The organism is Brevibacterium sp. CS2 (genome assembly GCF_005280295.1).
In the GTDB taxonomy this organism is placed as follows: Bacteria; Actinomycetota; Actinomycetes; order Actinomycetales; family Brevibacteriaceae; genus Brevibacterium; species Brevibacterium pityocampae.
In genome coordinates this window covers 565895-589516 of the sequence record NZ_CP040020.1, presented here as the reverse complement: position 1 = coordinate 589516, position 23622 = coordinate 565895, and the positions used below count along the sequence as shown (strand labels likewise).

Annotated in this window: 20 protein-coding genes; 8 read left to right on the top strand and 12 right to left on the bottom strand. The window is 70.8% G+C overall.

The features are described 5' to 3' along the window. The first annotated feature begins 13 nt into the window (after positions 1-13). From FDF13_RS02575 to FDF13_RS02565, 3 genes are all read left to right on the top strand, one after another. On the top strand, positions 14-445 hold the full coding sequence (locus tag FDF13_RS02575) for a hypothetical protein (protein WP_137318326.1): 432 nt from the start codon (positions 14-16) through the stop codon (positions 443-445). A gap of 167 nt (positions 446-612) precedes the next feature. Further along, the gene (locus FDF13_RS02570; protein WP_137318325.1) at positions 613-1044 is read left to right on the top strand and encodes a hypothetical protein; all 432 of its coding nucleotides are present in this window, start codon (positions 613-615) and stop codon (positions 1042-1044) included. Positions 1045-1100: 56 nt separating this feature from the next. Then, positions 1101-1427 carry a hypothetical protein gene (locus FDF13_RS02565; protein WP_137318324.1) on the top strand — a complete coding sequence of 109 codons (327 nt, stop codon included), beginning with the start codon at positions 1101-1103 and terminating at the stop codon, positions 1425-1427. A 120-nt stretch (positions 1428-1547) separates the two neighbouring features. On the opposite strand, the gene FDF13_RS02560 is transcribed toward FDF13_RS02565, so the two are convergent. Further along, complete coding sequence (locus FDF13_RS02560; RefSeq protein WP_137318323.1) at positions 1548-3029, bottom strand: M18 family aminopeptidase; 1482 nt, start codon at positions 3027-3029, stop codon at positions 1548-1550. 20 nt (positions 3030-3049) lie between these two features. Between FDF13_RS02560 and FDF13_RS02555 the strand changes: the two genes are divergently transcribed. Next, on the top strand, positions 3050-4459 hold the full coding sequence (locus tag FDF13_RS02555) for an MFS transporter (RefSeq protein ID WP_137318322.1): 1410 nt from the start codon (positions 3050-3052) through the stop codon (positions 4457-4459). Beyond that, complete coding sequence (locus tag FDF13_RS02550; protein ID WP_137318321.1) at positions 4386-5825, top strand: DUF1684 domain-containing protein; 1440 nt, start codon at positions 4386-4388, stop codon at positions 5823-5825. Before FDF13_RS02555 ends, FDF13_RS02550 begins: the two co-directional genes overlap by 74 nt. 193 nt (positions 5826-6018) lie before the next feature. Here FDF13_RS02550 and FDF13_RS02545 read toward each other — a convergent pair whose 3' ends face one another. Next, positions 6019-7974 carry a M13 family metallopeptidase gene (locus tag FDF13_RS02545; protein ID WP_137318320.1) on the bottom strand — a complete coding sequence of 652 codons (1956 nt, stop codon included), beginning with the start codon at positions 7972-7974 and terminating at the stop codon, positions 6019-6021. Between the two features lie 107 nt (positions 7975-8081). On the opposite strand from FDF13_RS02545, the gene FDF13_RS02540 reads away from it, so the two are divergent. Both FDF13_RS02540 and FDF13_RS02535 read left to right on the top strand, forming a co-directional pair. Then, positions 8082-8651, top strand: coding sequence for a low molecular weight protein-tyrosine-phosphatase (locus FDF13_RS02540; protein WP_368074047.1), 570 nt, complete (start codon positions 8082-8084; stop codon positions 8649-8651). A gap of 86 nt (positions 8652-8737) precedes the next feature. After that, on the top strand, positions 8738-9397 hold the full coding sequence (locus tag FDF13_RS02535) for a copper resistance CopC family protein (protein WP_247618427.1): 660 nt from the start codon (positions 8738-8740) through the stop codon (positions 9395-9397). Positions 9398-9591: 194 nt separating this feature from the next. On the opposite strand, the gene FDF13_RS02530 is transcribed toward FDF13_RS02535, so the two are convergent. The 5 genes from FDF13_RS02530 to FDF13_RS02510 form a co-directional block, all read right to left on the bottom strand. Further along, positions 9592-10731: a glycerate kinase gene (locus FDF13_RS02530; protein ID WP_137318318.1), complete on the bottom strand. Its 1140-nt coding sequence runs from the start codon at positions 10729-10731 to the stop codon at positions 9592-9594. A 278-nt stretch (positions 10732-11009) separates the two neighbouring features. Then, complete coding sequence (locus FDF13_RS02525) at positions 11010-12242, bottom strand: MFS transporter (protein WP_137318317.1); 1233 nt, start codon at positions 12240-12242, stop codon at positions 11010-11012. Between the two features lie 65 nt (positions 12243-12307). After that, entirely contained in the window at positions 12308-13951 is a 1644-nt protein-coding gene (gene pgm / locus FDF13_RS02520; protein WP_137318316.1) for a phosphoglucomutase (alpha-D-glucose-1,6-bisphosphate-dependent), read from the bottom strand. A 120-nt stretch (positions 13952-14071) separates the two neighbouring features. Further along, positions 14072-14398 carry a rhodanese-like domain-containing protein gene (locus tag FDF13_RS02515; RefSeq protein WP_137318315.1) on the bottom strand — a complete coding sequence of 109 codons (327 nt, stop codon included), beginning with the start codon at positions 14396-14398 and terminating at the stop codon, positions 14072-14074. Between the two features lie 78 nt (positions 14399-14476). Next, a complete protein-coding gene (locus FDF13_RS02510; protein ID WP_217494886.1) occupies positions 14477-16171 on the bottom strand; it encodes a class I adenylate-forming enzyme family protein in 1695 nt (564 codons plus the stop codon). Positions 16172-16467: 296 nt separating this feature from the next. Here FDF13_RS02510 and dctP point away from each other — a divergent pair, with 296 nt between their 5' ends. Beyond that, the gene (dctP, locus tag FDF13_RS02505) at positions 16468-17757 is read left to right on the top strand and encodes a TRAP transporter substrate-binding protein DctP (protein ID WP_137318314.1); all 1290 of its coding nucleotides are present in this window, start codon (positions 16468-16470) and stop codon (positions 17755-17757) included. A 154-nt stretch (positions 17758-17911) separates the two neighbouring features. Here dctP and FDF13_RS02500 read toward each other — a convergent pair whose 3' ends face one another. The 5 genes from FDF13_RS02500 to FDF13_RS02480 all read right to left on the bottom strand — a co-directional run bounded on the left by FDF13_RS02500 (position 17912) and on the right by FDF13_RS02480 (position 23377). Beyond that, positions 17912-19417 carry an acetyl-CoA hydrolase/transferase family protein gene (locus tag FDF13_RS02500; RefSeq protein WP_137318313.1) on the bottom strand — a complete coding sequence of 502 codons (1506 nt, stop codon included), beginning with the start codon at positions 19415-19417 and terminating at the stop codon, positions 17912-17914. A 159-nt stretch (positions 19418-19576) separates the two neighbouring features. Then, on the bottom strand, positions 19577-20368 hold the full coding sequence (locus FDF13_RS02495; RefSeq protein ID WP_137318312.1) for a crotonase/enoyl-CoA hydratase family protein: 792 nt from the start codon (positions 20366-20368) through the stop codon (positions 19577-19579). Positions 20369-20481: 113 nt separating this feature from the next. Beyond that, entirely contained in the window at positions 20482-21243 is a 762-nt protein-coding gene (locus FDF13_RS02490; RefSeq protein WP_137318311.1) for an SDR family NAD(P)-dependent oxidoreductase, read from the bottom strand. A gap of 111 nt (positions 21244-21354) precedes the next feature. Next, complete coding sequence (locus FDF13_RS02485; protein WP_137318310.1) at positions 21355-22524, bottom strand: acyl-CoA dehydrogenase family protein; 1170 nt, start codon at positions 22522-22524, stop codon at positions 21355-21357. A 199-nt stretch (positions 22525-22723) separates the two neighbouring features. Beyond that, positions 22724-23377 carry a TetR/AcrR family transcriptional regulator gene (locus FDF13_RS02480; protein WP_137318309.1) on the bottom strand — a complete coding sequence of 218 codons (654 nt, stop codon included), beginning with the start codon at positions 23375-23377 and terminating at the stop codon, positions 22724-22726. Positions 23378-23622 lie beyond the last annotated feature (245 nt).

Here is a 23622-nt window from a genome sequence, read left to right as displayed (position 1 = left end):
CTAGCCTGGTGCCGTGCGCATCCCTCGTCGGCTCCTCTGGACCCTCGCCGCCGTTCTGGCCCTCGCCGGGACGGCGGCGTTCCTCGTCGACCGGCCGGCCGCCGGTGCCGGTCTGCTCGCCGGTGCGGCCGGACTGGCGATCTTCGCGATCCGGATGAGCGGCCCTCGGCCGCACACGGCGTGGTCCCCCGAACTCGAGGACACCTCGGCGGCGGTCGTCTATTGGAAGGACGGCTGCCCCCACTGCCACACCCTGCTCCGCGCCCTCGCCGGTGACGAGTGGATCACCTGGGTCAACATCCATCTGGATGAGGACGCCGATACCCGGGTCCGCGAGCTCAACCGCGGGAACCGGTTCACGCCCACTGCGGTCGTCGGCCGCCGGGTCCTCCCCGACTCCGCCCCCGAGGACCTCCGCGAGCTGCTCGGCGATCCCGTCCCCTGAGACCGATCCGCCGCTCGATGCAGCTCTTTCTCCCCACGGCGACTGAATCAGCTGCATCGACGGTCGTGTGCAGGGGAATTCGCTTGTCGACAGAAAGAACAGTCGCATCTGCGTGAGCGCGCCACCCCCAGGCGGCCGCGAACCGCCGTGACCGTAGGCTTGTCCCCATGCGCATGACGAACCTGCTGCAGCTCGCGGCCGCCCTGCTCTTCACCGCATCCGGTGTGATCCGGCTCGCCACGGACCCGGGCAGCGTCCTGGGCTGGCTCTTCGTGGTCCTCGGCATCCTCTCCTTCGTGCTGGCATTCTTCGTCCTCAACCGGAAGCCGCACACGCCCTGGTCGGACGACCTGCTGGCGCCGGGCCGCGCGGTGGTCCTGTGGCAGGACGACTGCCCGCGCAGCCGCGCCCTCATGCGCCGTTTCAACACCGACGGGCGGTTCGCGTTCATCGACGTCGACCGCGATGAGACCGCCGCGGCGAAGGTCCGCGCGCTCATGGACGGCGCGCTCGCCACCCCCGTGGTCCTCACCCGCAATGCGCAGCTGGCCAACCCCACCGCGAACGACGTCATGCGCGCCCTCAAGGATTCTCGCTGAACGGCTCGGCCTTCATCGGGCTGCTCGCCCTCATCGGATCCGGGCCGCCGACCGCGATGGTCGTCCTCACCTGGGCCGCGTACTCCGGGTTCTATGAGGGGTGGCGGCGGGTGAGGCCCAGGCTGAAAAATTTCCAGGGTCCCTATTGGGGGCTTCCTGCCGCCATCGTGCCGCAGGCGGCGGCGATCGCCGTCCTCGCGCTCTACGGAATCGTTCTCACCTCCGTGCAGCCTCCCATGGAACCGCTCTGGCACTGGGTGTTCCTCGGCACCGTCGTCGTCCTGCTGAACGTCGGGTGGAGCTTCAGTTACAGGATCCCCCGCGCGTGGAAGCCGGAGTGGCTCCGACTCGAGGAGGAGGCGGAGCGGGAGTCACGTCGCTGAACCCGCCGCTGTTCCCAGCCCTCCGTCGCCCCGGGCCCAGCCGGGATCATCCCCGGCGGGCACGCGGCACCGCTCCCTGCGCAGCGTCGCTCCCACCGCAGAGCCGCCCCGCGCGGGCTCTCAGCGGCCGCTGAGGAAGGCGTGCGCGACGCGGAACAGGTCGTGGACGTCGGACACCGCGCACATCTCGCGCGCGGAGTGCATGCTCCACAGCGCGATCCCGGCGTCGACGGTCGTCATGCCCAGACGCGTCGCGGTGAGCGGACCGATCGTCGACCCGCACGGCATCGCGTTGTTCGACACGAACTCCTGGTAGTGCACCCCCGCCGCCGCGCACGCCCGCGCCCACCGCGCGGTGCCCACGGCATCCGTGGCGTAGCGCTGCTGGGCGTTGATCTTGAGCAGCGGCCCGCCGCCCAGCCGCGGCCGGTTCACCGGGTCGTGGCGCTCGGGGTAGTTCGGATGGACCGCGTGCCCGGCGTCGGACGACACGCACACCGAGCGGGCGAGCGCGCGCAGGTACGCCTCGCGCACGCGCCCTGCACCCGGGGCGCTCGCCTCCCGGATGCCACTGCCGCCCGCGGCATCCGCACCCGAGGCGCCCACCGGACCGGACTCCCCGGCACCCGGCCCGGCGCCGGCCCGAGCCCCGGCGACGATGCCGGCGATGATCCGCTCGGTGACATCGGCGAGGAACGGTCCGCTCGCCCCCGAACGGGTCTCCGAGCCGACCTCCTCGTGGTCGAAGGCCGCGACGAGCGGGATCGAGTCGAGCCCGGCCGGCTCGACGAGCGCGAGCGCGCTGATCCCGGCGTGCACGGAGGACAGGTTGTCGAGGCGCGGGGAGGCGAGGAACTCCTCGTGCAGACCGAACCGTGCCGGCTCCTGGGCCGGGATCGTCACGACGTCGAAGGCCACGACATCGGCGGCCTCGACCCCGGCCGAGGCGGCGAGCGCGCCGAGCACGCCTGCCCCCTCGCCGGCGCCGCCGGTGAGCGCCTCGAGGCCGATGACCGGCTGGACGTGGCGCTGCCGGTCGAGCGCGAGCTTGTCGTTGACCTGCCGGTCGAGGTGGATGGCGAGCTGCGGGATGCGGCCGATCGGCCCGGTCCGGGCGAGCACCTCGGCCCCGTCGACGGTGACGAGCCGGCCGGCGAAGCACAGCTCGCGGTCGAGCCACGAGTTCAGCAGCGGGCCGCCGTAGATCTCCACCCCGACCTGGAGGTTCCCCTCGACGGTGAAGTCCGGGTGGGGCTTGAGCTTGAATGCCGGGGAATCGGTGTGCGCGCCGAGCACGGCGAACCCGGGCAACTCGGCCGAGCCGGCGCCCGCGGCGTCTCCGGCACCCCCGACGCCAGAACCCCCGGCACCCCCGGCCCCGCCGGGCATGACCCAGGCGATGATCGCGCCGTCGCGGACCACCAGGTGCCTGCCGCCGGGACGCAGATCCCACTCCGCGCGCTCGTCGAGCTCGGTGAAGCCCGCCGCGGTCAGCCGCCGGCGGGCGGCGTCGGCGGCGTGGAAGGACGAGGGGGACTCGGTGACGAACTCCGCGAGGTCGGCGGCGACGGCGGTGGGAGCTGATTCTGTCGTAAGCCTCATAGCCGGTAGCCTAGTCAATCGTGTTCACCTCCCTCGGACGCATGTTCGGCTGGGGCTTCCTGCCCCTGGCGCTCATCGCCAAGCTGCCCTTCGCGATGTCGGTCGTCGCCGTCATGACGGCTGTCTCCTCGACCCGGGAGTCCTTCACCCTCGCCGGGGTCACGGCCGCCCTCGTCGGCGTGGGCACCGCGATCTCCGGGCCCGTCCTCGGCGCCTCGGCCGACCGCTGGGGCCAGCGCATCGTCCTCCTCATCGCCGCGGTCGCGAACACGCTCGCCCTGTTCGGCCTCGCCGCCGCACTGCGCGCCGAGGCGCCCATCGCCCTCGTGCTCGGCGCCGGCCTCCTCATCGGGCTCACCGCCCCGCAGGCCTCCTCGATGGTCCGCACCCGCTGGCTCCACGCGATCCGCGCCGAGTTCACCGGGCACCGGGCCCGCAAGGCGACCTCGACGGTGCTGTCCTACGAGTCGATGACCGATGAGCTCGTGTTCGTCTTCGGCCCCGTCGTCACCGGGTTCGTCGCGGTGCTGCTCGGTGTCGTCGTCCCGCTCGAGTTCGCCGCCGCGCTCACCCTGCTCGGCGTCATCGCCTTCGCCGTGCACCCCTCCGTGCGCTACGCCCGGGGGCACCTGCGCGACGCCCGCGACCACCGGGCGGGCGCCTCGGCGGGGGAGACCGTGCGGCCCCCGGACCCCATCGCGTGGGTGCGGCGGCCGGTCGTGCTCCTGCCGGTGGCCGGGATGACGGCGATCGGGCTGTTCTTCGGGTCCTCGCTCACCTCGCTCACCCGCTTCATGCAGGAGTTCGGGCAGGCCGATGCGACGGGCATCTTCTACGGGATCATGGGCATCGGCTCGGCGGTGTGCGCGCTCGGCGTCGTGCTCCTGCCCGAACGGTTCACCCTCACCGCCCGCTGGCTCGTGTTCGCCGGCGTCGCGCTCACCGGCGCGGTGCTGTTCGTGCTCACCCGCGACATCGGCCTGCTCGTCCCCGCCCTCCTCGTCATGGGCGCGGGGATCGGGCCGAGCCTCGTCACGCTCTACTCGATCGCCTCGGAGGTCGCCCCGTTCGGGCGCACGACCACCGTCATGGCGATGATGTCCACCGGCGTCGTCGTGGGCCAGTCCGCGGCGTCGGCGCTCACCGGCGCCGTCGTCGACGTCGCCGGATACCGCGAGGGGTTCTGGCTGTCGTTCGCCTCCCTCACCCTGCTCCTCGTGCTCGGCGCGGTCCAGGTCCTCCTCACCCGCCGGCTGCGCCGCGCGCGTCTCCGCCGCCCCTGCCGCGGCCCCCCGCACCCGCCCCACCCGGCGCGACGCCGTAGGACCTGCCCGCCCCCGCGGCCGATCCCCTACTATGAACAGCAAGGCGATCATCGAGACGAGGACGAGCGTGGACCAGTACACCGCAGAATGGCACGAATGGCATGATGCGCGCCTGTCCGCTCTCGCCACTCCGTTCGGCTGGCTCAGCCTCACGGGCCTGACCTGGCTCGACGAGGGCGAGACGACGGCCTGGGAGGGCGGACCGGGCACCTTCGTGCGCGACGGCGAATGGGTGCACTTCACCCTCGCCCCGGGCACCAGCGCGGGGCCCGGCAAGGACGCCCTGGAGATCATGGGCCGGCCCGGCCCGGCGGCCGAGGTGCGCGTCGACTCCGATGACCGGATGTCCGCCCGGGTGGCCCCCGGGGAATCGCTCAACTGGATCCTCGTCGGCCACGTGCTCTACGAGCTCCTCAACCGCGACGGCTCGATCGGCCTGCGCCGCCACGACTCCAAGGCGCCGCTGCTCTCGCGCTTCATCGACGTGCCGACCTTCCCGGTCAGCCAGGACTGGGTGGTGCGCGCGGCGTTCACCCCGTACCCGCAGCCGGAGCCGCGCCGGATCGCCTCGGCGGTGCCGGGGATCGAGCTCGACGAGCAGCTCTCCGGCGAGGTCGAGTTCGAGCTCGCCGGGCACACCCACCGGCTCCGGACCACCGGCTGCCCCGGGTCGGGCCTCACCGTGCGGTTCCACGACTACACCAACGGCGTGACCACGGCGACCTGGCGGACGCTCAACATCGGGCTGCCCGACGCCGGGAACTCCGTGATCCTCGACTTCAACCGGGTGTACAACGACCCCTTCGCCTTCACCCCGTACGCCACCTGCCCGGCGCCGGTGCCGGAGAACATCCTCCCGCTCGCGGTCGAGGCCGGGGAGCGCAGGCCCACGCAGACCCTGAGCGAGGCCGGCATCAACACGCCCGTCCTCGTCATCGAGACGAGCCCGACCCCCGGCGTGGAGTCGATCCTCGCCCGCTTCGACGAGAACGGCCTCGAGGTCACCCACGTGCAGGTGGCCGAGGGCGAGGTGCTGCCGCCGCTGGCCGGGTTCGCCGCCGTCGTGCTGTTCGGCGGGTTCGAGGGCGATGACCTCAGCGCCGAGCGGCGGGCGGAGATCACCGAGCTCCTCATCGACGTCATGGCGACCCGCCTGCCGGTGGTGGGCGGCGGTTCGGCCGCCCAGTACCTCACGCACGCCGCGGCCCACGACACGCTCACCGCCGGGCGCCTGACCTTCGAGGGGATGCCGGCGGACCTCGGGCGGCTGCCGCTCGCGGTGAGCGCGGACATCGCCGACGACGGGCTGTTCCGCGCGAACATCTCCACCCTGGGGTCCGACGGGATCGGCTACATCGAGATCGACAAGCTCGCCGACGAGGCGCCCGCCGCGACCCGCAACGAGTCGTTCACCATCACCTGGCGCGACCTCGTCGAGCGCTTCGCCCGGCTCGTCCACCCGAACTTCTGAGGCCCGCGGCCCGGCCCGGGGCCGAGGTGCTGGATCCACCGAGGTGTCGGGTTGCCGAAGCGCGCAGGCCACCGCGGCGCGCGGGCCGGGCGCGGAGAATGGTGGTTCCGACGAAGAGTATGAGCGTCGACGCCACCACACTCCGCCGGAACCACCACAGTCCCGCCGCTTCCGAGCTGCCAGCCGGGTCAGGTCACCAGATCGACACGCGGTCCGCGGGTGCGAGGTGCATCCCGTCGCCCTCGCGCACGCCGAACACCTCGGCGAAGGCGTCGAGGTTCTCGACGATCTGATTGCACCGGAACTCCTCCGGGGAGTGCGGGTCGACCGCGATCCGGCGGATCCGCTCCTCCTTGCGGAACTTCGAGCGCCAGGCGGTGGCCCAGGCGTAGAAGAACTCGCGGCCCTCCTCCTCGGTGAGCTCCCGGTTCTCGTCGCGGGCGAGCAGCTGCAGGGCCTTCCACGCGATCGACATGCCGCCGAGGTCGCCGATGTTCTCCCCGACCGTGAGCGCGCCGTTGACGTGGTGCTTGGCGTCGAGGCCCTCGGGGACGAGCACGTCGAACTGGTCGATGAGGCTCGCCGTGCGCTCCTCGAAGCGGGCGCGATCGTCCTCGGTCCACCAGTCGACGAGGTTGCCGTCGCCGTCGTAGCGCGAGCCCTGGTCGTCGAACCCGTGTCCGATCTCGTGGCCGATCACCGCGCCGATCGCCCCGTAGTTCGCGGCATCGGAGCCGCGCGCGTCGAAGAAGGGCGGCTGCAGGATGGCGGCGGGGAACACGATCTCGTTCATCACCGGGTGGTAGTAGGCGTTGACCGTCTGCGGCGTCATCAGCCATTCGGTGCGGTCGATCGGCTGCCCGATCCGCCCGATCTGGCGCACGTGCTCGGCGTGCGCGGCGCGCCGGACGTTGCCGACGAGGTCGTCGGCGACCATCTCCGCCGGGTACTCCCGCCACACGTCCGGATAGCCGACCTTCGGGGAGAACCGGGCGAGCTTCTTCAGAGCGCGCTCACGGGTGTCCTCGCCCATCCAGTCGAGCTCGGAGATCGAGGACTCGTAGGCGCGGATGAGCCGGTCGACGAGCTCGGTGATCGCCTGCTTGGACTCCGGCGGGAACTCCCTGGCCACGTAGAGCTTGCCCACAGCCTCGCCGAGCAGGCTCTCGACGAGGGCGACGCCGCGCTTCCAGCGCTCCCGCTGGGTGGGCGTGCCGGACAGGGTGCGGCCGTAGAAGTCGAAGTTCTCCTCCGACAGGGCCTCGGTGAGCAGGCCCGCATAGGCCTCGACGATGCTGAACTGCATCCACGCCTTGAGGTCGTCGAGCGGTGTGCGCGCCCACTCCTGCGCCATCCCGACGAAGAACGACGGCTGCGACACGACGAGGTACTCGAGGCCGGTGATCCCGGCGCCCTCGCACCAGGCGGCGAAGTCGAAGCCGGCGGCGAGCTCGTCGAGCTCGACGGCGGCGAACTTGTTGTACGTCTTCTCTGCGTCGCGGCACGACACCCGGTCCCAGTGGTGCTCGGCGAGGCGCGTCTCGAGGTCGAGGACGAGCGCGGCGAGCTCGTTGTGCGGCCGGCCGGTGAAGCGGGGGAGATCGGCGATCTCGGAGACGCGGGCGACGTGGGCGACATAGGCCTCCCGGATCTCCGTGTAGTCGTCCGAGGAGTAGTAGTCCTCGTCCGGCAGGTGGAGCCCGGCCTGCATCGCATAGAGGATGTACTCCGCGGAGTTCTTCGCATCCGCGGAGACGAAGCCGCCCACCACGGTGGGCACCCCGGAGGCGTCGAGCGCGCCGAGCACGCGCGCGAGCTCCGCATGGTCGGACGCGGCGGCGACGAGCTCGAGGTCGTGCACGACCGGCTCGATCCCGGTCGCCTCGATCGTGTCGGTGTCCATGAAGGAGGCGTAGAGGGCGCCGATCTTCTGCGCCTCGGAGCCGGGTTCGGAGTCCTGCTCGCCGAGTCCGGTGATGAGGTCGCGGACCTTGACCTCGGCGGCATCGTAGAGGGCGCGCATGGCGCCGTCGCCGGCCCGGTCCTCCGGGATCTCGAAGGTGTCGAGCCACGCGCCGTTGACGTGGCGGAAGAGGTCCTCGCGGGCGCTGATCGCGGGGTCGCCGTGGGGCAGTCGAGTTTCGGTCATGGTCCAACGGTATCCGGTCCCGGCCCACCGGGCGCATCTGCGACCATGGTTGCGGTGGTCGGGCGCGGAGCCCGGCCGCGGACAACGGATGACGATGGAGGGCAGCAGTGGCGGAAGCGCGAGGTGCAGAGGAGACGGCGGAGGGGACGAGCACCGCGGACAGGGGCGTCGGCGGGACGGCGGGCGCCTCGGTGGTGCTGGTCTGCACGGGGAACATCTGCCGCTCGGTCATGGCCGAGCGCGTGCTCCGCAGCCGGCTGGCCGCCGAGGGGATCGAGGCGATCGTCGATTCGGCCGGGATCAGCGACGAGGAGTCCGGGAACCCGATCGATCCGCGCGCGGTCCGTGTGCTCACCGAGGCCGGCTACGACACCGCCGACCACGCCGCCCGCCAGATCACCGCGGAGTGGCTGGGCGAGCGTGACCTCGCGCTCGCGATGACGCAGCGGCATCGGGCCGCGCTCGAGCGCCTGGTCGCGGACCTGCCGGTGGAACGGCGCCCGGAGATCCGGATGTTCCGCAGCTTCGACCCGGCCGCGGCCGGGCTCACCGGCACCGAGCTCGACGTCGCCGACCCCTGGTACGGCGACCAGGCCGGGTTCACCACCACGCTCGAGCAGGTCGAGGCCGCAGTGCCCGCCATCGTCGAGGAGATCCGCGCCCGCCGGAGCGCGTGACGGAGATCGACTCGGCGCGCCGGATGGGTGAACTCCCAGGGAGTCTGCGGGATAATGGGGCCAGCAGCCAATCGATTGGAGCCTCCGTGACCGTCCGCAGCACTCGTACGTCCCTGTTCGCCCTGGTGGCGGCGCTGTTCGTGGGCCTCGGCCTGCTGCTCGCGCCCGCCGCAGCCGCCCACGACCAGCTCGTGTCCTCGAACCCGGAGGAGGGAGCGGAGCTCGACAGCCAGCCGGAATGGATCGAGCTCGAGTTCAGCGGTGAGGTCCAGGAGATGGGCTCCGAGGTGCAGGTCATGCACAACGGTGAGAACGTCTCCGCCGGTGAGCTCACCGTCGACGGCACGAAGGTCTCCTCGGCCCTGCCCGCCGACCTCGGCGCCGGCGAGTACACCATCGTGTGGCGCGTCGTGTCCTCCGACGGCCACCCGATCAGCGGTGAGATCCCCTTCACCATCCAGGACGCCGGCGGTGCCGGCGGCGAATCCGCGCCCGCGGGCACCGAGGAGGGCGAGGGCCCGGGCCTCGGCGCCGGAGCCGTCGACGAGGAGCCGCAGCTCGGCGGTGAGCAGCGCGGTTCGCTCGAGGAGGGCGAGGCGGAGAACGCCTCGAGCGGCATGTCGACCCCGATGATCGTGCTGCTCGGCGTCGGCGCGCTCGCTGTCGTCGTCATGGTCGTCCTCCTGCTCATGCGCAAGAACAAGGGCCTCCCCGGCACCGAGGGCGACACCGACCGCAAGCCCTGAGGCGGAGGCCCCTGCCCGGGGGACACGCCCCGCCGTCCCTGAGGCGGAGACCCCGCACCAGCGAGTGGTCACAGATCCACGATTCCCCTACGGGATTCCATGGATCTGTGACCACTCGTCGTTTCCGACCGGAGCCGAGGCGGGCCGGGCCGGTTCAAACCGAGCCGAGTCGGGTCCGAGCCAAGCGGCGCGGGTCAGTCGGCGGGTGCCTCGAGGGCGGGGGCGAGGAGCTCCGCGGCGAGGCGCTCGAGGACGGGCGCAGGGTCGGCCAGGCAGTCGGCGAGCGCAGCGAGGTCGGTGAGGGTGTGGATCCCGGCGAGTCCGAGCCCACTCGCCTGATCGGCCGGGATCTCGCTCGATCCGCACACCACATGGACCCGCAGGCCGGCGGCCCGGGCCGCTGCGATGACCGCGCCGGGGCCCTTCCCGGACAGCGTCTGCTCGTCGAAGCGCCCCTCCCCGGTGACGACGGCCTCCGCGGTCCCGAGAGCGCGGCCGAATCCGACGAGGTCGAGGACGTAGTCGGCACCGGGCACGGAGGCCGCGCCGAGCACCGCGAAGGCTCCGAAGCCCATGCCTCCCGCCGCCCCGGCTCCCGTCCGGGCGGCGTGATGCGCACCGTCGGGGACCCGTGCGGCGAAGCGCTCGAGTGCGCGGTCGAGCCGTTCGACCTCGGTGGGGCCGGCGCCCTTCTGCGGACCGTAGACCGCCGCCGCGCCCTGGTGCCCGGTGAGCGGGTTCTCCACGTCCGAGGCGAGGATGACGTGGGCGCTGCCCTCGCGCAGGCGGGGGTGGAGGTCCGCGGTGTCGACCCGTGCGAGGTGCTCGAGGCCGACTCCACCGGCCGGGACCGGGTGGCCCGACTCGTCGAGCAGGCGGACGCCGAGGGCCGTGAGCATGCCGGCGCCGCCGTCCGTGGTCGCCGAGCCGCCGACGCCGAGCACGATCTCCGTGCACCCGGCGTCGAGGGCCGCGGCGATGAGCTCCCCGGTCCCGGCCGAGGTGGCGGTGAGCGCGGTGTGCGCATCCGGCGCGGAGCCCGAAGCGGAGGTCACGAGCGCGAGGCCGCTCGCCTGGGCCATCTCGATGACGGCGGTGCCCGCCGACTCCGCCCAGACGGCGGTGACGGGTGTGCTCAGGGGACCGGTCACCTCGGCGGTGTGCCGGGTGAAGCCGGCGGACACCGCGGCCTCGACGGTGCCGTCGCCGCCGTCGGCGATGGGGACGGACTCGACGGTATGGCCGGCGGCGGTGAGGGCCGGTGCCAGGCGGGCGTGCACCTCGGGTGCGGTGAGAGTGCCCTTGAACTTGTCGCAGGCGAGGAGGATGCGCATACCCCCACCGTAGTGCGGTGGGCCGGAGCGAGGCTGCGGACCGTCGCAGCGAGCGCGCCGGAGCAGTCGAAACAGGGCGCTGACCTGGAAAGACAGAGCCGTGACAGCCCGACACTTTCTCAGCCTGACCGCCACGGTGAGAACAGCATAACCGATGGGTAATGCGTCGTCATCATGATCCGGGGCACCCTCCCCGGTCGGCCGACGAGGGCCGGTTCCGGGGCGCTGGGCGGAGGGGTCGAGGTCGGTGCCGAGGGCAGGCTCCGCGGATCCCGGGTTCAGCCCTCGGTGTCGACGACCGTGCGGTTGGCGCGGGCGTCATAGCTGCGTCGGCTCGGGTCCATCGAGCGGATGAACAGGGCGACGACGAGCGCGGCGAGCGTCGAGCTCACGCTCGGGACGAGGACCGCGGTGCGGGCGCCGGCGGCTTCGATGATGATGCCGGCGAGCGCGGAACCGATCGCCACGCCGAAGCCCAGCGAGGTGCTGATCCAGGCGAGCGCCTCGGTGAGCCGACGCGGCGGGGCCAGGTTCTTCACCACCGAGGATGCGCTGATGAGGCTCGGGGCGATCGTCAGGCCGATGAAGAACATGATGACGCCGAACCGGATCATGTCGGTGGCGAGCAGCAGCAGCCAGGTGGCGGCGGCGAGCCCGCCCATCATCACGGCGAAGCGGTGGTGCGCCTGCGACTTCCAGGTCACCCCGCCGTAGACCACTCCGGCCGCCAGCGACCCGGCGGCGAAGGTGCTGAGCAGGACGCCGGCGAGGGCCTTGTGGCCCTGCTCCTCGGCGAAGGCGACGGCGATGACGTCGATCGCGCCGAAGTTGATGCCGAGCAGCACCTGGGCGACCACGACGACGAAGATGCCGAGGTTGGTGAGGACCTTCCCCTTGTCGCCCTCGACGGCCCGCATGATCGGCGGCTCGGTGGCCTTCTGGGTGTAGAAGAGGAGGGAGCCGATGATCGTCGCCGTCATCGAGGCGAGGATCCCGGCCGGCGGGAGGACCGCGGTGGCCAGCGTGGTGACGAGGACGGGGCCGGAGACGAAGAGGATCTCGTCGGCGACGGCCTCCCAGCTGAACGCGGTGTCGAGCTGGCGGGGCGTGCGCACTGCGGCGTTCCAGCGCGCGCGCACGAGCGAGCCGAGCGAGCCGACGGTTCCGCCGGAGAGACCCGCGAAGACGAAGACGAGGGCGGTCCACCAGTCGGCGTACACGGTGACGAGCAGGCTGGTGAGGGAGAGGATGTGGACGACGACGACCGGCGCCATCACCCTGGCCTGGCCGAAGTTGTCGACGAGCCGGGCGATGAGCGGATTGGTGATCGCCTGCACCACCATGAAGGCGGCGGTGACGACCCCGGCGATCGCGTAGGAGCCGGTGGTGCCCTGGATGAAGAGCAGGATGCCGAGGCCGAGCACTGCGATGGGCAGCCTGGCGAGCAGCCCGGCGAGCGAGAACTTCAACGCCCCGGGCAGGGCGAAGATCTCGAGGTAGTTGCGCAGCACCAGTCGATTCTAGCCAGTGCGCGCGGGGGAGGGTGATGACGTCCGTCACCCTCCCGGGTCCGGCCTCAGCCGCCGATCACCGCATCGACGACGGCCTTGGCCTCCTGCTGGACCTGCGCCAGGTGGTCGGCGCCCTTGAATGACTCCGCGTAGATCTTGTAGACGTCCTCGGTGCCCGACGGGCGGGCGGCGAACCACGCGCTGTCGGTGGTGACCTTGAGACCGCCGATCGCCGCACCGTTGCCCGGCGCCTCGGTGAGCTTGGCGGTGATCGCCTCGCCGGCGAGGGTGTCGGCGGTGACCTGGGCGGGGCTCAGCTGCTTGAGCGCGGCCTTCTGCTCGCGGGTGGCCGGGGCGTCGATGCGCGCGTAGGCGCTGCTGCCGAACTCCGCGGTGAGCTCGTCGAACCGCTGCGAGGGGGTGCGTCCGGTGACCGCGGTGATCTCCGCGGCGAGCAGGCACAGGAGGATCCCGTCCTTGTCCGTCGTCCAGGTGGAGCCGTCGCGGGTGAGGAACGAGGCGCCGGCGGACTCCTCGCCGCCGAAGCCGACGGTGCCGTCCATGAGGCCGGGGACGAACCACTTGAAGCCCACCGGCACCTCGAGCAGGCGGCGACCGCGAGCGGCGGCGACCTTGTCGATGAGGGACGACGACACGAGCGTCTTGCCGATCGCGGTGTCCGGCGACCACTGCTCGCGGTGGGAGAACAGGTAGTCGATCGCGACGGCGAGGTAGTGGTTGGGATTCATCAGGCCGGCATCGGGGGTGACGATGCCGTGGCGGTCGGCATCGGCGTCATTGCCGGTGGCGAGGTCGTACTTGTCGCGGTTGGCGATGAGCGAGGCCATCGCGGACGGCGAGGAGCAGTCCATCCGGATCTTCTCGTCCCAGTCGAGCGTCATGAACGCCCAGGTGGGGTCGACGTCGGGGTTGACGACCTCGATGTTGAGGTCGAGCTGCTCGGCGATCGCCGCCCAGTAGTCGACGCTCGCCCCGCCCAGCGGGTCCGCCCCGATGTGGAGTCCGGAGTCGCGGATCGCCGGGATGTCGATGACGAGTCCGAGGTCCTCGATGTAGCTCGCGGTGTAGTCGAAGTTCGTCGTGTTCTCGAGGTGGAATGCGCGCTGGAACGGGCGGCGGGAGATCGACTGCCAGCCGCTCTCGAGGAGGGCGTTGGCCCGGTCCTCGATCCATCCGGTGGCGTCGGAGTCGGCCGGACCGCCGTGCGGCGGGTTGTACTTGAAGCCGCCGTCGGCCGGCGGGTTGTGGCTGGGGGTGATGACGATGCCGTCGGCCAGGCCCTGGGCGCTGCCGCGGTTCGCGTTGTGCTTGATGATCGCACGGGACAGCACCGGGGTGGGGGTGTAGCCGTCGCGGTCGTCGATCATCGTGGGCACCTCGGCGGCGGCGAGCACCTCGAGGGCGGTGAGGAAGGCGGGCTCGCTGAGCGCGTGGGTGTCGCGGGCCAGGTAGAGCGGGCCGGTGTACCCCTGCTGTCGGCGGTACTCGATGATCGCGGCGGTGATCGCGGCGATATGGGCTTCGTTGAAGGAGCCCTTGAGGCTCGAGCCGCGGTGGCCGGAGGTGCCGAAGGCCACGCGCTGGTCCGGGTTCGCAGGATCCGGTTCGACGTCGTGGTAGGCGTCGAGCAGCTCGGGGAGGTTGACGAGGTCGGATTCTTCGGCGGGGAGGCCGGCGCGTGAACTCATGGTCCCACTATGCCCAAGTGCGGGCCGTGGGGAGTAGCCGGGACCGGGAAAATCTCGCCATGCGGTCGGCTGTCGAGATGATGGGGCGGAACCGGGCGGCGTCCTCGGGCGGTGCCGGGTCTACTTGACCCAGGGCTCCTCGCCGGCGTCCGAGACGATCGGCAGGCCGTTGTCGAGGTTCCATGCCCCCATCCCGCCGCGCACGTTGATCGCGTCGAAGCCGTTCTGGTTGAGCCAGGAGGTGGCGCGGATCGACCGGCCGCCGGAGCGGCAGATGACGTAGACGTCCTCGTCGAGGGGCACCTCGCCGTAGCGCACGGGGAGGTCGCCGAGCGGGATGTGCTGGGCGCCGTCGATGTGCCCGGCGCTCCATTCGTCGTCCTCGCGGACGTCGAGGATGTTCGCGCCCTCGGGGATCTCGGTCACGGAGACTGTCGGTTCGCTCATGGGTCCAGTGTAGACAGCAGGACGGACACGGGGCAGGGGTGCCGGTGCGGTCGGAGCGGCCGCGGCGCCGGGACGGTCTCAGTCGAACTGGTCGCGCAGCTCGGTCTTGAGGATCTTGCCCGCGGCCGAGGTCGGCAGCGCCTCGACGAGGTGGACCTCGCGGATCTTCTGATAGGGCAGCACCCGCCCGGCGACCCAGCCCATGAGCTCCTCGCCGGACAGCGCGACGCCGGGGGCCGCCTCGACGAAGGCCACGGGGATCTCCCCGGCCTCGTCCGCGGGCCGTCCGACGACGGCGATCCGCGCCACGCCCGGGTGCGCCGCGGCGATGTCCTCGAGCTCCCGCGGGTAGACGTTGTACCCCTTGTAGATGAGCATGTCCTTGGCCCGGTCGTGGATCCGGATGGACCCCTCGGAGTCGCGGGAGGCGATGTCGCCGGTGCGCAGCCAGCCGTCGACGAACTGCGCGGCGGTCTGCTCCGGGGCGTTGCTGTAGCCGTCGGTGACCTGCGGACCGCGCACCCACAGCTCGCCCTCCTGGCCGTCGGGGAGCACCTCGGTGCCGGTCGTGCTGCGGATCTCGATCTCCGTGTCGGACACCGGGATGCCCACGGAGCCGATCTTCTGGGTGGTGCCCGGCTGCACCGGGGTCGAGGTCACCATGCACGTGCCCTCGGTGAGTCCGTAGCCCTCGCCGATCACGGCGTTCGGCATCGCCTCGCCGATCCGCGCCACTGCGGTCGAATCGAGCGGCGCGGCCCCGGAGATCGCGAGCTTCATGCTCGGCATCGACTCCCCGGTGGCCCGGCAGTGCGCGGCGAGCGCGAGGTACATCGGCGGATTGCCCGAGGCGTAGGCGGCCTCCCAGCGGTTGGTGAGCTCGACGAAGGTCTGCGGCTTGAACCGGCCGGACAGCACGATCGTCACGCCGCCGAGCATGAACATCCCGCCGCTCGTCAGGCCCTGGGCGTGGAACAGCGGCGGCACCTGGATGGTCGCGGCCGCACCCGGCTCGACGTACGGGACGCCGAGGTCGGGGATGTGCGTGAGCCGCAGGTGCCCCGTCTCATCGCGGTCGATCGTCGAGTGGAGGCGCCAGGCGGCCATCTGCGTGATGTTGGCGATGACGTTGCGGTGGAGGACGCGCACGCCCTTCGACTTCCCGGTGGTGCCGCCGGTGTAGGCGTAGTGGGCGACCTCGTCCATGCCGACGAGGACGGGTTCGAAATCCTCTCCGCCGGCGGCGAGCACCTCGGAGAAGGACCGGTACGGGCCGGTGTCCAACACGGAATCGGCGAGTGCCTGCTGCTCCTCGTCCACCCCGGCCGACCACGACGGTCCGGTGACGAGCACGCGCGCGAGGCCGAGCTCCTCGGCGACCTCGGTCACCGGGCGGAGGTGCGCGGGGTGGGTGATGAGGGCGGTCGCCCCGGCGTCGGCGAGCTGCTTGGCCAGCGCCGGAGCCGGCTGCAGCGGGTTGACGAGGGTGACGGCGGCGCCGGTGAGGAGCGCGCCGTAGTAGGCGGTGAAGTAGTGGAGGATGTTCGGCAGATGGATGCCGACGACGCTTCCCGGGGCGATCCCGGCTGCGGCGAGGTCGGCAGCCACTGCGCGGGCGCCGGTGAGCAGCTCGGCGTAGCTCAGGGTCTCCTCTCCGTCGACCACCGCGGCCCGCTCGCCGTAGGTGCGGGCGGAGGCGAGGAGCACCTCGGGCACGGCGGCATCGGGGTAGCTGAGGTGGCGGGGCATGCCCGGCGGGAAATAGTGCGACATGGTGGGCCCTTCCTGGCACGGGGGCGGCGTCCGCATCGACGGCCTGCGGCGAGCGCGGAGACCGGAGGTCTGCACCGATAGTAACTGAACAATTGATCAGTGCCACGGGCCGGGGTGGTCCGCCCCGTTCGTGAGACACCCTTGACGGATGACTTATCGAACGTTCAGACTAGTGAGACTGCTCGGGGTCGCGGATCGATCCGCGCCGGTGCCGGATTCGATGGGGAGACGGCGAGAACCCCCGAGCCCAGCGGTGCCGCACACGGTCGTGCGGGCCTCGGAACCCAGGAGTTCACATGACTGTTCGTCTGCAGCGTTCGCGCATGCTCGGTCTCATCGCAGGCGCCTCGGCGCTCGGGATCGCCCTCAGCGGCTGCGCCGGTTCGGCCGGGGGCGGTGGCGGTGCGGCGGAGGGCGGCAGCGGCGAAGGCTACGAGTACGGCGCCTCGGACGAGGAGATCAAGGCCGCGTTCGCGGACGTCGAGCCCCTCACCATCAACTACCAGCCGTCCGCGCAGTCCGGCGAGGGCCTCGACGCACACCGCGCCCACGCCTTCATCGAGAACCTCGAGACGCTGTCCGACGGCAAGATCACCGTGGAGACCACCTACGGTCAGGGCATCGCCGGGTACACCGAGCTCGCCGATGCGCTCGTCGACGGCCGCGTGGATGTCGCCTACATGCTCCCGATCTACCAGCCGGACAGGTTCCCCGTCTTCCAGTCGTGGGTCACCGGCACCACTCTCACCGGCACCTCGCCGCTCGTCGACGAGATCGCCGCGAACGCCGCGATCGGCGAGCTCACCTGGCAGGACGAGAACCTCATCAGCGAGTTCCGCGATCAGGGGCTCGAACCGCTCAACATCTTCAACGCCGCCGGCGCGGTCGTGACGATGTGCGCCGAGCCGCACACCACCGCCGAGGACTGGCAGGGCAACCAGGTGCGCGCGTCCTCGGTCGCGCAGACGAGCCAGCTCGAGGCGCTCGACGCCTCGCCGGTCTCGCTCCAGTACACCGAGACCTACGAGGCCCTGCAGCGCGGCACCGTCGACTGCACCTTGTCGACGACCCTCGCCGCCGACGCCGCCGGCTTCATGGATGTCGCGCCGAACATGACCTACACCACGGACGTCACCTTCGCCCGCGGGCCGGGCGGCGTCTACGCCGGCAGCGCCTGGCAGGAGTGGCCGCTGGCCGTCCAGCAGCTCGTGTTCGACTCGATGGAGGACGAGTTCAACGAGTCCCGTCGCGGCGACCTCGAGGCGAACGCCGTCGGCGCGAAGACCGTGCGCGAGGCGGGCGGCACCTTCGAGGAGATGGAGTCCGGTCTGCAGGACGAGCTGAAGAACTCCTCGCAGGGACTCGTCGACGAGGCCATCGAAGCGGGAACCCTGCCCGAGGGGTCGACCGAGGCCATCCCGGAGGCCGTCGAGCGCTGGCGCGGGGTCGCCGAGGAGCTCGGCTACGAGGACGAGGGCACCTTCGCCGACTACGACGAGTGGTACCCGATGGACGACAAGGAGTTCCTCCAGCCCTTCGGTGAGAAGTACTTCGAGGAGATCATGCTCCCGCACCGCCCGAGCTGATCCGCAGGCCCGGCCCGGGCCGAGGCGGGCGGGCCGCCCGAGGTGATCGGGCCTGGGCGCCGGCCGGACATGGCAGAATCCCGCGGTTCCTGTTCTCAGGAACCGCGGGATTCTGCTGTCTCACCGGTGGGAAGCGCTCAGATGTGGCCGGAGCTCACATGTGGCCGTCCTCGAGGAACCGCGTGTGCCAGCTCAGCGCCTCGGACAGGATGTGCGGGGTGTGCGCGGCGTTCGGGGATTCGGCGATCGCCCGGTCGAGGTAGTCGTGCAGCCTCTCGCGGTAGTCGGGGTGCGCGCAGTTGTCGATGATCCGCTTGGCGCGCGTGACCGGTGAGGTGCCTCGGAGGTCGGCGATGCCCTGCTCGGTGACGAGCACGTGGACATCGTGCTCGGTGTGGTCGACGTGCGAGGCCATCGGTACGATCGAGGAGATCGACCCGTCCTTCGCCGTCGAGGGGGACACGAAGAAGTTGAGGAACGCGTTGCGGGCGAAGTCCCCGGAGCCGCCGATCCCGTTCATCATCTTCGAGCCGGTGATGTGGGTGGAGTTGACGTGTCCGTAGATGTCGGCCTCGACCATGCCGTTGATCGCGATGATGCCCAGGCGGCGGACGATCTCGGGGTGGTTCGACATCTCCTGGGTGCGGAGCAGGATGCGCCCCTTGTACGACTCGGCGTTGGCGTTGAAGTGCTCGGCGACAGGTCGGGACAGGCTGAACGCCGTTGCGGAGATCGAGTCGAGCTTGCCGGAGTCGAGGAGGCCGAGCAGGTTGTCCTGGATCACCTCGGTGTAGGAATGGAGGTGCTCGAACTCGGACTCCTTGAGCCCGTCGAGCACCGCGTTCGCGACGTTGCCGATTCCTGACTGGATCGGCAGCAGGTTCTTCGGCATCCGGCCGGCGCTCACCTCGTGGCGGAGGAAATCGATGAGGTATTCGGCCATCGCATGGGACTTGTCGTCGACGGGGGAGAAGGAGTTGTCGCGGTCCGGGGCGTTCGTCCGCACCACAGCGACGACCTTGTCGGGGTCGACCCGCAGGTAGGGGTCGCCGATCCGCTGGGTCGGCTCGAGGATCTGGATCGGGTTGCGGTGCGGCGGCAGCTTGGTGCCGTAGTAGACGTCATGGAAGCCCTCGTACTCGCGCGGGTGCCACTCGTTGACCTCGAGGATGACCTTGTCGGCCTGGTCGAGCCAGGTCTTGTTGTTGCCCACCGATGATCCCGGGACCAGCAGCCCGTTGGGGAGCACTGCGGCGACCTCGACCACGGCGACGTCGAGCTTGCCGAAGTAGCCGAACCACACCTGCTGGGCGAGGTGGCTCAGGTGCGTGTCGATGTACTCGACGTCTCCGGAGTTGATCGCCCTGCGCATGCTCGGGTCGGTGTTGAACGGAGCGCGGAGGTGCACGCCCTCGGCCTCGGCGAGCACGCCGTCGAGCTCGGCGGAGGTGGATGCGCCGGTGAGCAGTCCGATGGTGAACTCCTCGCCGGCGGAGTGGGCCGATTTCATCCGCTCGGCGAGCGCACCCGGCACCTCCTTGGGGTAGCCGCAGCCGGTGAACCCGCTCATGCCCACGTTGTCACCGGGGGAGATGTGTTCCGCGGCCTGCGCGGCAGTGGTGATCTTCTTCGACAGCACGGGGCACGAGATACGCGTCATGGACCAATGTTCTCAAGCGGGGGTGCATCGGCCAAACGGCGGAGGAGTCCTACCGGTGCGTTCGTGGCGAACACCACAGCCGGGGTCGCGCCCCCGAAACAGCAATATCCTGCGGAATCCTTCTCAGGAACCGCAGGATATTGCTGTTTCAGGGGTGGGTCAGCGGCCGGTCCACCGGGGAGCGCGCTTCTCCGCGAAGGCGGTCGCACCCTCCTTGGCGTCGGCGGAGGTGAAGACCGGGTCGACGATCTCGGACTGCTTGGCGAACTTCTCATCGGTCGACCAGTCGGCGGATTCGACGATGACCTGCTTCGAGGCCTTGACGGCGAGCGGGCCGTTCGCCGCGATCGTCTGCGCGAGCTCGAGCGCTCCGTCGAGCGCCTCGCCGTCGCCGACGATCCGGTTGACGAAGCCGTTGGTCCTGCCGAACTCCGCGGAGTAGATGTCGCCGGTGAGTGCCATCTCCATCGCCACCGCGCGGTGGGTGCGCTGCGGGAGGGTGACGAGACCGCCGGCCGCGGCGGCCAGGCCGCGCTTGACCTCGGGGATCCCGAACTTCGCGGTGTCGGCCGCGACGACGAGGTCGCAGGCGAGCATGGTCTCGAACCCGCCCGCGAGCGCATAGCCCTCGACCGCGGCGATGAGCGGCTTCTGCGGGGGCGCCTCGGTGAGCGCGAGGAATCCGCGGCCCTCGACGGAGGGGCGCTCACCGCGCACGAAGCCCTTGAGGTCCATGCCGGAGCAGAAGGTCTTGCCGGTGCCGGTGATGACGGCGACGAACAGCTCGTCGTTGCTGTCGAAGTCGTCGAGGATCTGCGCCATCTGCGCGGCCATCGCGGCGGTCGCGGCGTTCTTCGCCTTCGGACGGTTGAGGGTGATGACGAGCACCTGGCCGCGGACCTCGGTGAGGACCTCGGCTTCGGTGGCGTCGGGTTCGGTGTTCTCGGTCATGTCGTATCTCCTTCGATCATCGACTGTTCCAGGGCGGGGTGCGGGACGGGAGGGCGGGCTCCTGAGCGCTTCGGCGGACCGGAGCCCGCCCGGGTGGTGCGGCCGGGCTCCGCTCAGCGCGGGGCCATGCGGATCGCGCCGTCCATGCGGATGGTCTCGCCGTTGAGCATCGCGTTCTCGATGATCGACAGCGCGAGGTGGGCGTACTCGTCCGGGCGCGCCAGGCGGGACGGGTGCGGCACCATTGCGGCGAGCGAGTCGCGCACCTCCTGGGAGGCCTTGGCGAGCAGCGGGGTGTCGACGGTGCCCGGCGCGATCGTCACCACGCGGATCTTCTTCGAGGCGTAGTCGCGCGCGGCGCACAGGGTGAGGCCCACGACCCCGCCCTTCGAGGCGGCGTAGGCGGCCTGGCCGATCTGGCCCTCCCAGGCCGCGACCGAGGCGGTGAAGATGATGACGCCGCGCTCGCCGTCGATCTCCTCGTTCTTCGCCATCCGCACGCCGGCCTGGCTGGCGACGATCATCGTGCCGATGAGGTTGACGTCGATGACCTTGCGGAAGTGGTCGAGGTTCCCGGCGGACCCGTCCTTCTGGACGAGGCGCATCGGCCCGCCGATCCCGGCGCAGTGCACGACCGCGCGCAGGTCGCCGAGCTCGGTCGCGGCGTCCATCGCCGCGGACACCTGGGCCTCGTCGGAGACGTTGGTGGCGACGAAGCGCACCGCGTCGCCGAGCTCGGCCGCGACGTCCTCGGCCGGCGGGTTGAGGTCGGCGATGACGACCTGTGCGCCCTCGGCGACGAGCCGCTGCACGGTGGCCAGCCCGAGGCCCGAGGAGCCGCCGGTGACGAGCGCTGCGTGTCCTGAGATGTTCATGGGGTACTCCTTCTGATGGGTGCGGCCGGACCGCCGTGGTCCTGCGCGAACGGTGGGGGAGGGCGGGGCGATCGCGGGGCCGGCCCGCGCCCCGCCCGGGTCAGGCCCGGGTCAGGCCCGCTTCTCGGACAGGCCCATGTCCTTGGCGATGATCGTCTTCATGACCTCCGAGGTGCCGCCGTAGATCCGGGTGACGCGGGCGTCGGCGTAGAGGCGGGCGATCGGGTACTCGAGGATGTAGCCGTAGCCGCCGTGCACCTGGAGGCACTTGTCGACGACGCGGGCCTGCACCTCGGTGGTGAAGAGCTTGACGCGGGCGGCGTCGGCGGGGCTGAGCTCGTTGGCGTCGAGCGCCTCGATCGCGTGGTCGAGCATGATCTGTGCGGCCTCGACCTCGGTGGAGCACTCGGCGAGCACGAACTTGGTGTTCTGGAAGCTCTTGAGCGGGGTGCCGAACACTTTGCGCTCGTGCGCGTACTCGGAGGCGAACCGGATCGCGGCCTGCGCGCTCGCCACCGCGTTGACGGAGATCGTCATCCGCTCCTGCGCGAGGTTGTGGGAGAGGTACTCGAACGCCTTGCCCTCCTCGCCGAGCAGATCCGTCGCCGGCACCTCGACGTTGGTGAAGGACAGCTCCGCGGTGTCCTGCGTCTTGAGGCCGATCTTGTCGAGATTGCGGCCCTTCTCGAAGCCCGCGCTCTCCGCGTCGACGACGAGGATCGACAGGCCCCCGCGTCGATCGGCCTCGTCATAGGGCGAGGTGCGGGCGACGACGAGCACCCGGTCGGCGTTGATACCGCCGGAGATAAACGTCTTGGCGCCGTTGAGGACGTAGTGGTCGCCCTTCTTCTCCGCCTTGGTGCGGATGCCGGTGAGGTCGGAGCCGGTGCCGGGCTCGGTCATCGCGATCGCGGTCATGATGGTGCCGGCGGCCATGCCGGGCAGCCAGCGCTGCTTCTGCTCCTCGTTCGCGTACTCGAGGATGTAGGGGATGACGAGGTCCTGGTGCACCCGCAGCGTGCCGAGCGTGGTCGCGGCGTAGGCGGTCTCCTCGTTGAGGATGGTGTTGAACTTGAAGGTGTGGCCCTGGCCGCCGCCGCCGTACTCCTCCGGGACCTGCAGGCCGGTGAGGCCGAGCTCGCCCATCTTCGCGAAGAACTCCTTGGCCACCTTCCCGTCCTGCTCGAACTGCTCGTAGGCGGGGACGAGCTCCTTGGCCACGAAGTCGCGGCACATCGAGCGGAAGGCGTCGTGCTCCTCGGTGAAGATGGTCCTGCGCATGGTTCCTCGTTCGTCGAAGGGGTGGGGCGACGAGCACGATCACCTACGATCGAACACTCGATAAGTTACGGTCAGCGTATCCCTCCCGGGACGCAGCGGCAAGACCCTGTGCCGGAACGACGGGGCTGGTCCTGCGCGTTGGCCGCTGCGCGCGTGGCCGCTGCGCGTGCGGGAATGGCACCGGCTCCGGAAGGGCCCGTCAGTCGTCGAGGAAGCCGGAGTATCCGGACTTCTCCAGCGGCAGGTCGAGCAGCCGGGTGAGCTCGTCGCTGAGCTCGCGGTAGCCGAGCAGCCGCAGGCAGTAGGCGGTGTAGGAGCGCTCGAGCTGGACTGAGTCGAGCGGCCCGTCGTCCTTGTACCAGAGCGGGATGCTGTTGCAGATCGAGAGGATCGCGCGCCCGGCGAGCTCGGGGTTCTCGATCCGGAACTCCCCGGACTCCATCCCGGCGCGCAGCACCCGGACGAGGATCTCGCGGGATTCACGCTGCAGGGTGCGGATCTGCGTGAACTTCTCCGGGTCGAGGCGCTCGGTGTCGCGCAGGGTGACGCGCCCGAGCAGCGTGTTGCGGCAGCGGTAGCGCACGATGAAGCGGACGAGTACCGCGACCTTGTCCGAGCTCTTCGCCCCGGCGGTCTCCACGAGCTCGGAGGCCTCCTGGATGTACCAGTCGAAGGCGAAGCGGATGAGCTCGAACAGCGCGTCCTGCTTCGAGGGGAAGTAGTAGTAGAGGGCCGACAGGCTGAGGCCGGCCTCCTGCGCGATGTCGCGGATCGAGGCTCCGTCGTAGCCCTTGGCGGCGAAGGTGTTCCGGGCGGCGCGCAGGATCTCTGCTCTGCCGTTCGTCGAGCGCATGGTCTCTCCAGGGGTCGGTCGGGGAGCGGGGAGCCGCGGACGCCGTCGTCCGCCGCTCGGAGGTTCCCTAACGAACAATCAATAAGTCGTTCCCACGCACCCTACCCCACCGGGTCCGATTCCGGCGGGTCATCGCCGAGGGGCGGGCCCCGTGCGCGGATCCGTGAGGATCCGGACGGGACCCGCCCCTCGGTTCAGGCGGTGCCGCGGTCGACCATCGGTGGCGGCTTCTCGGCCGTGGTCCG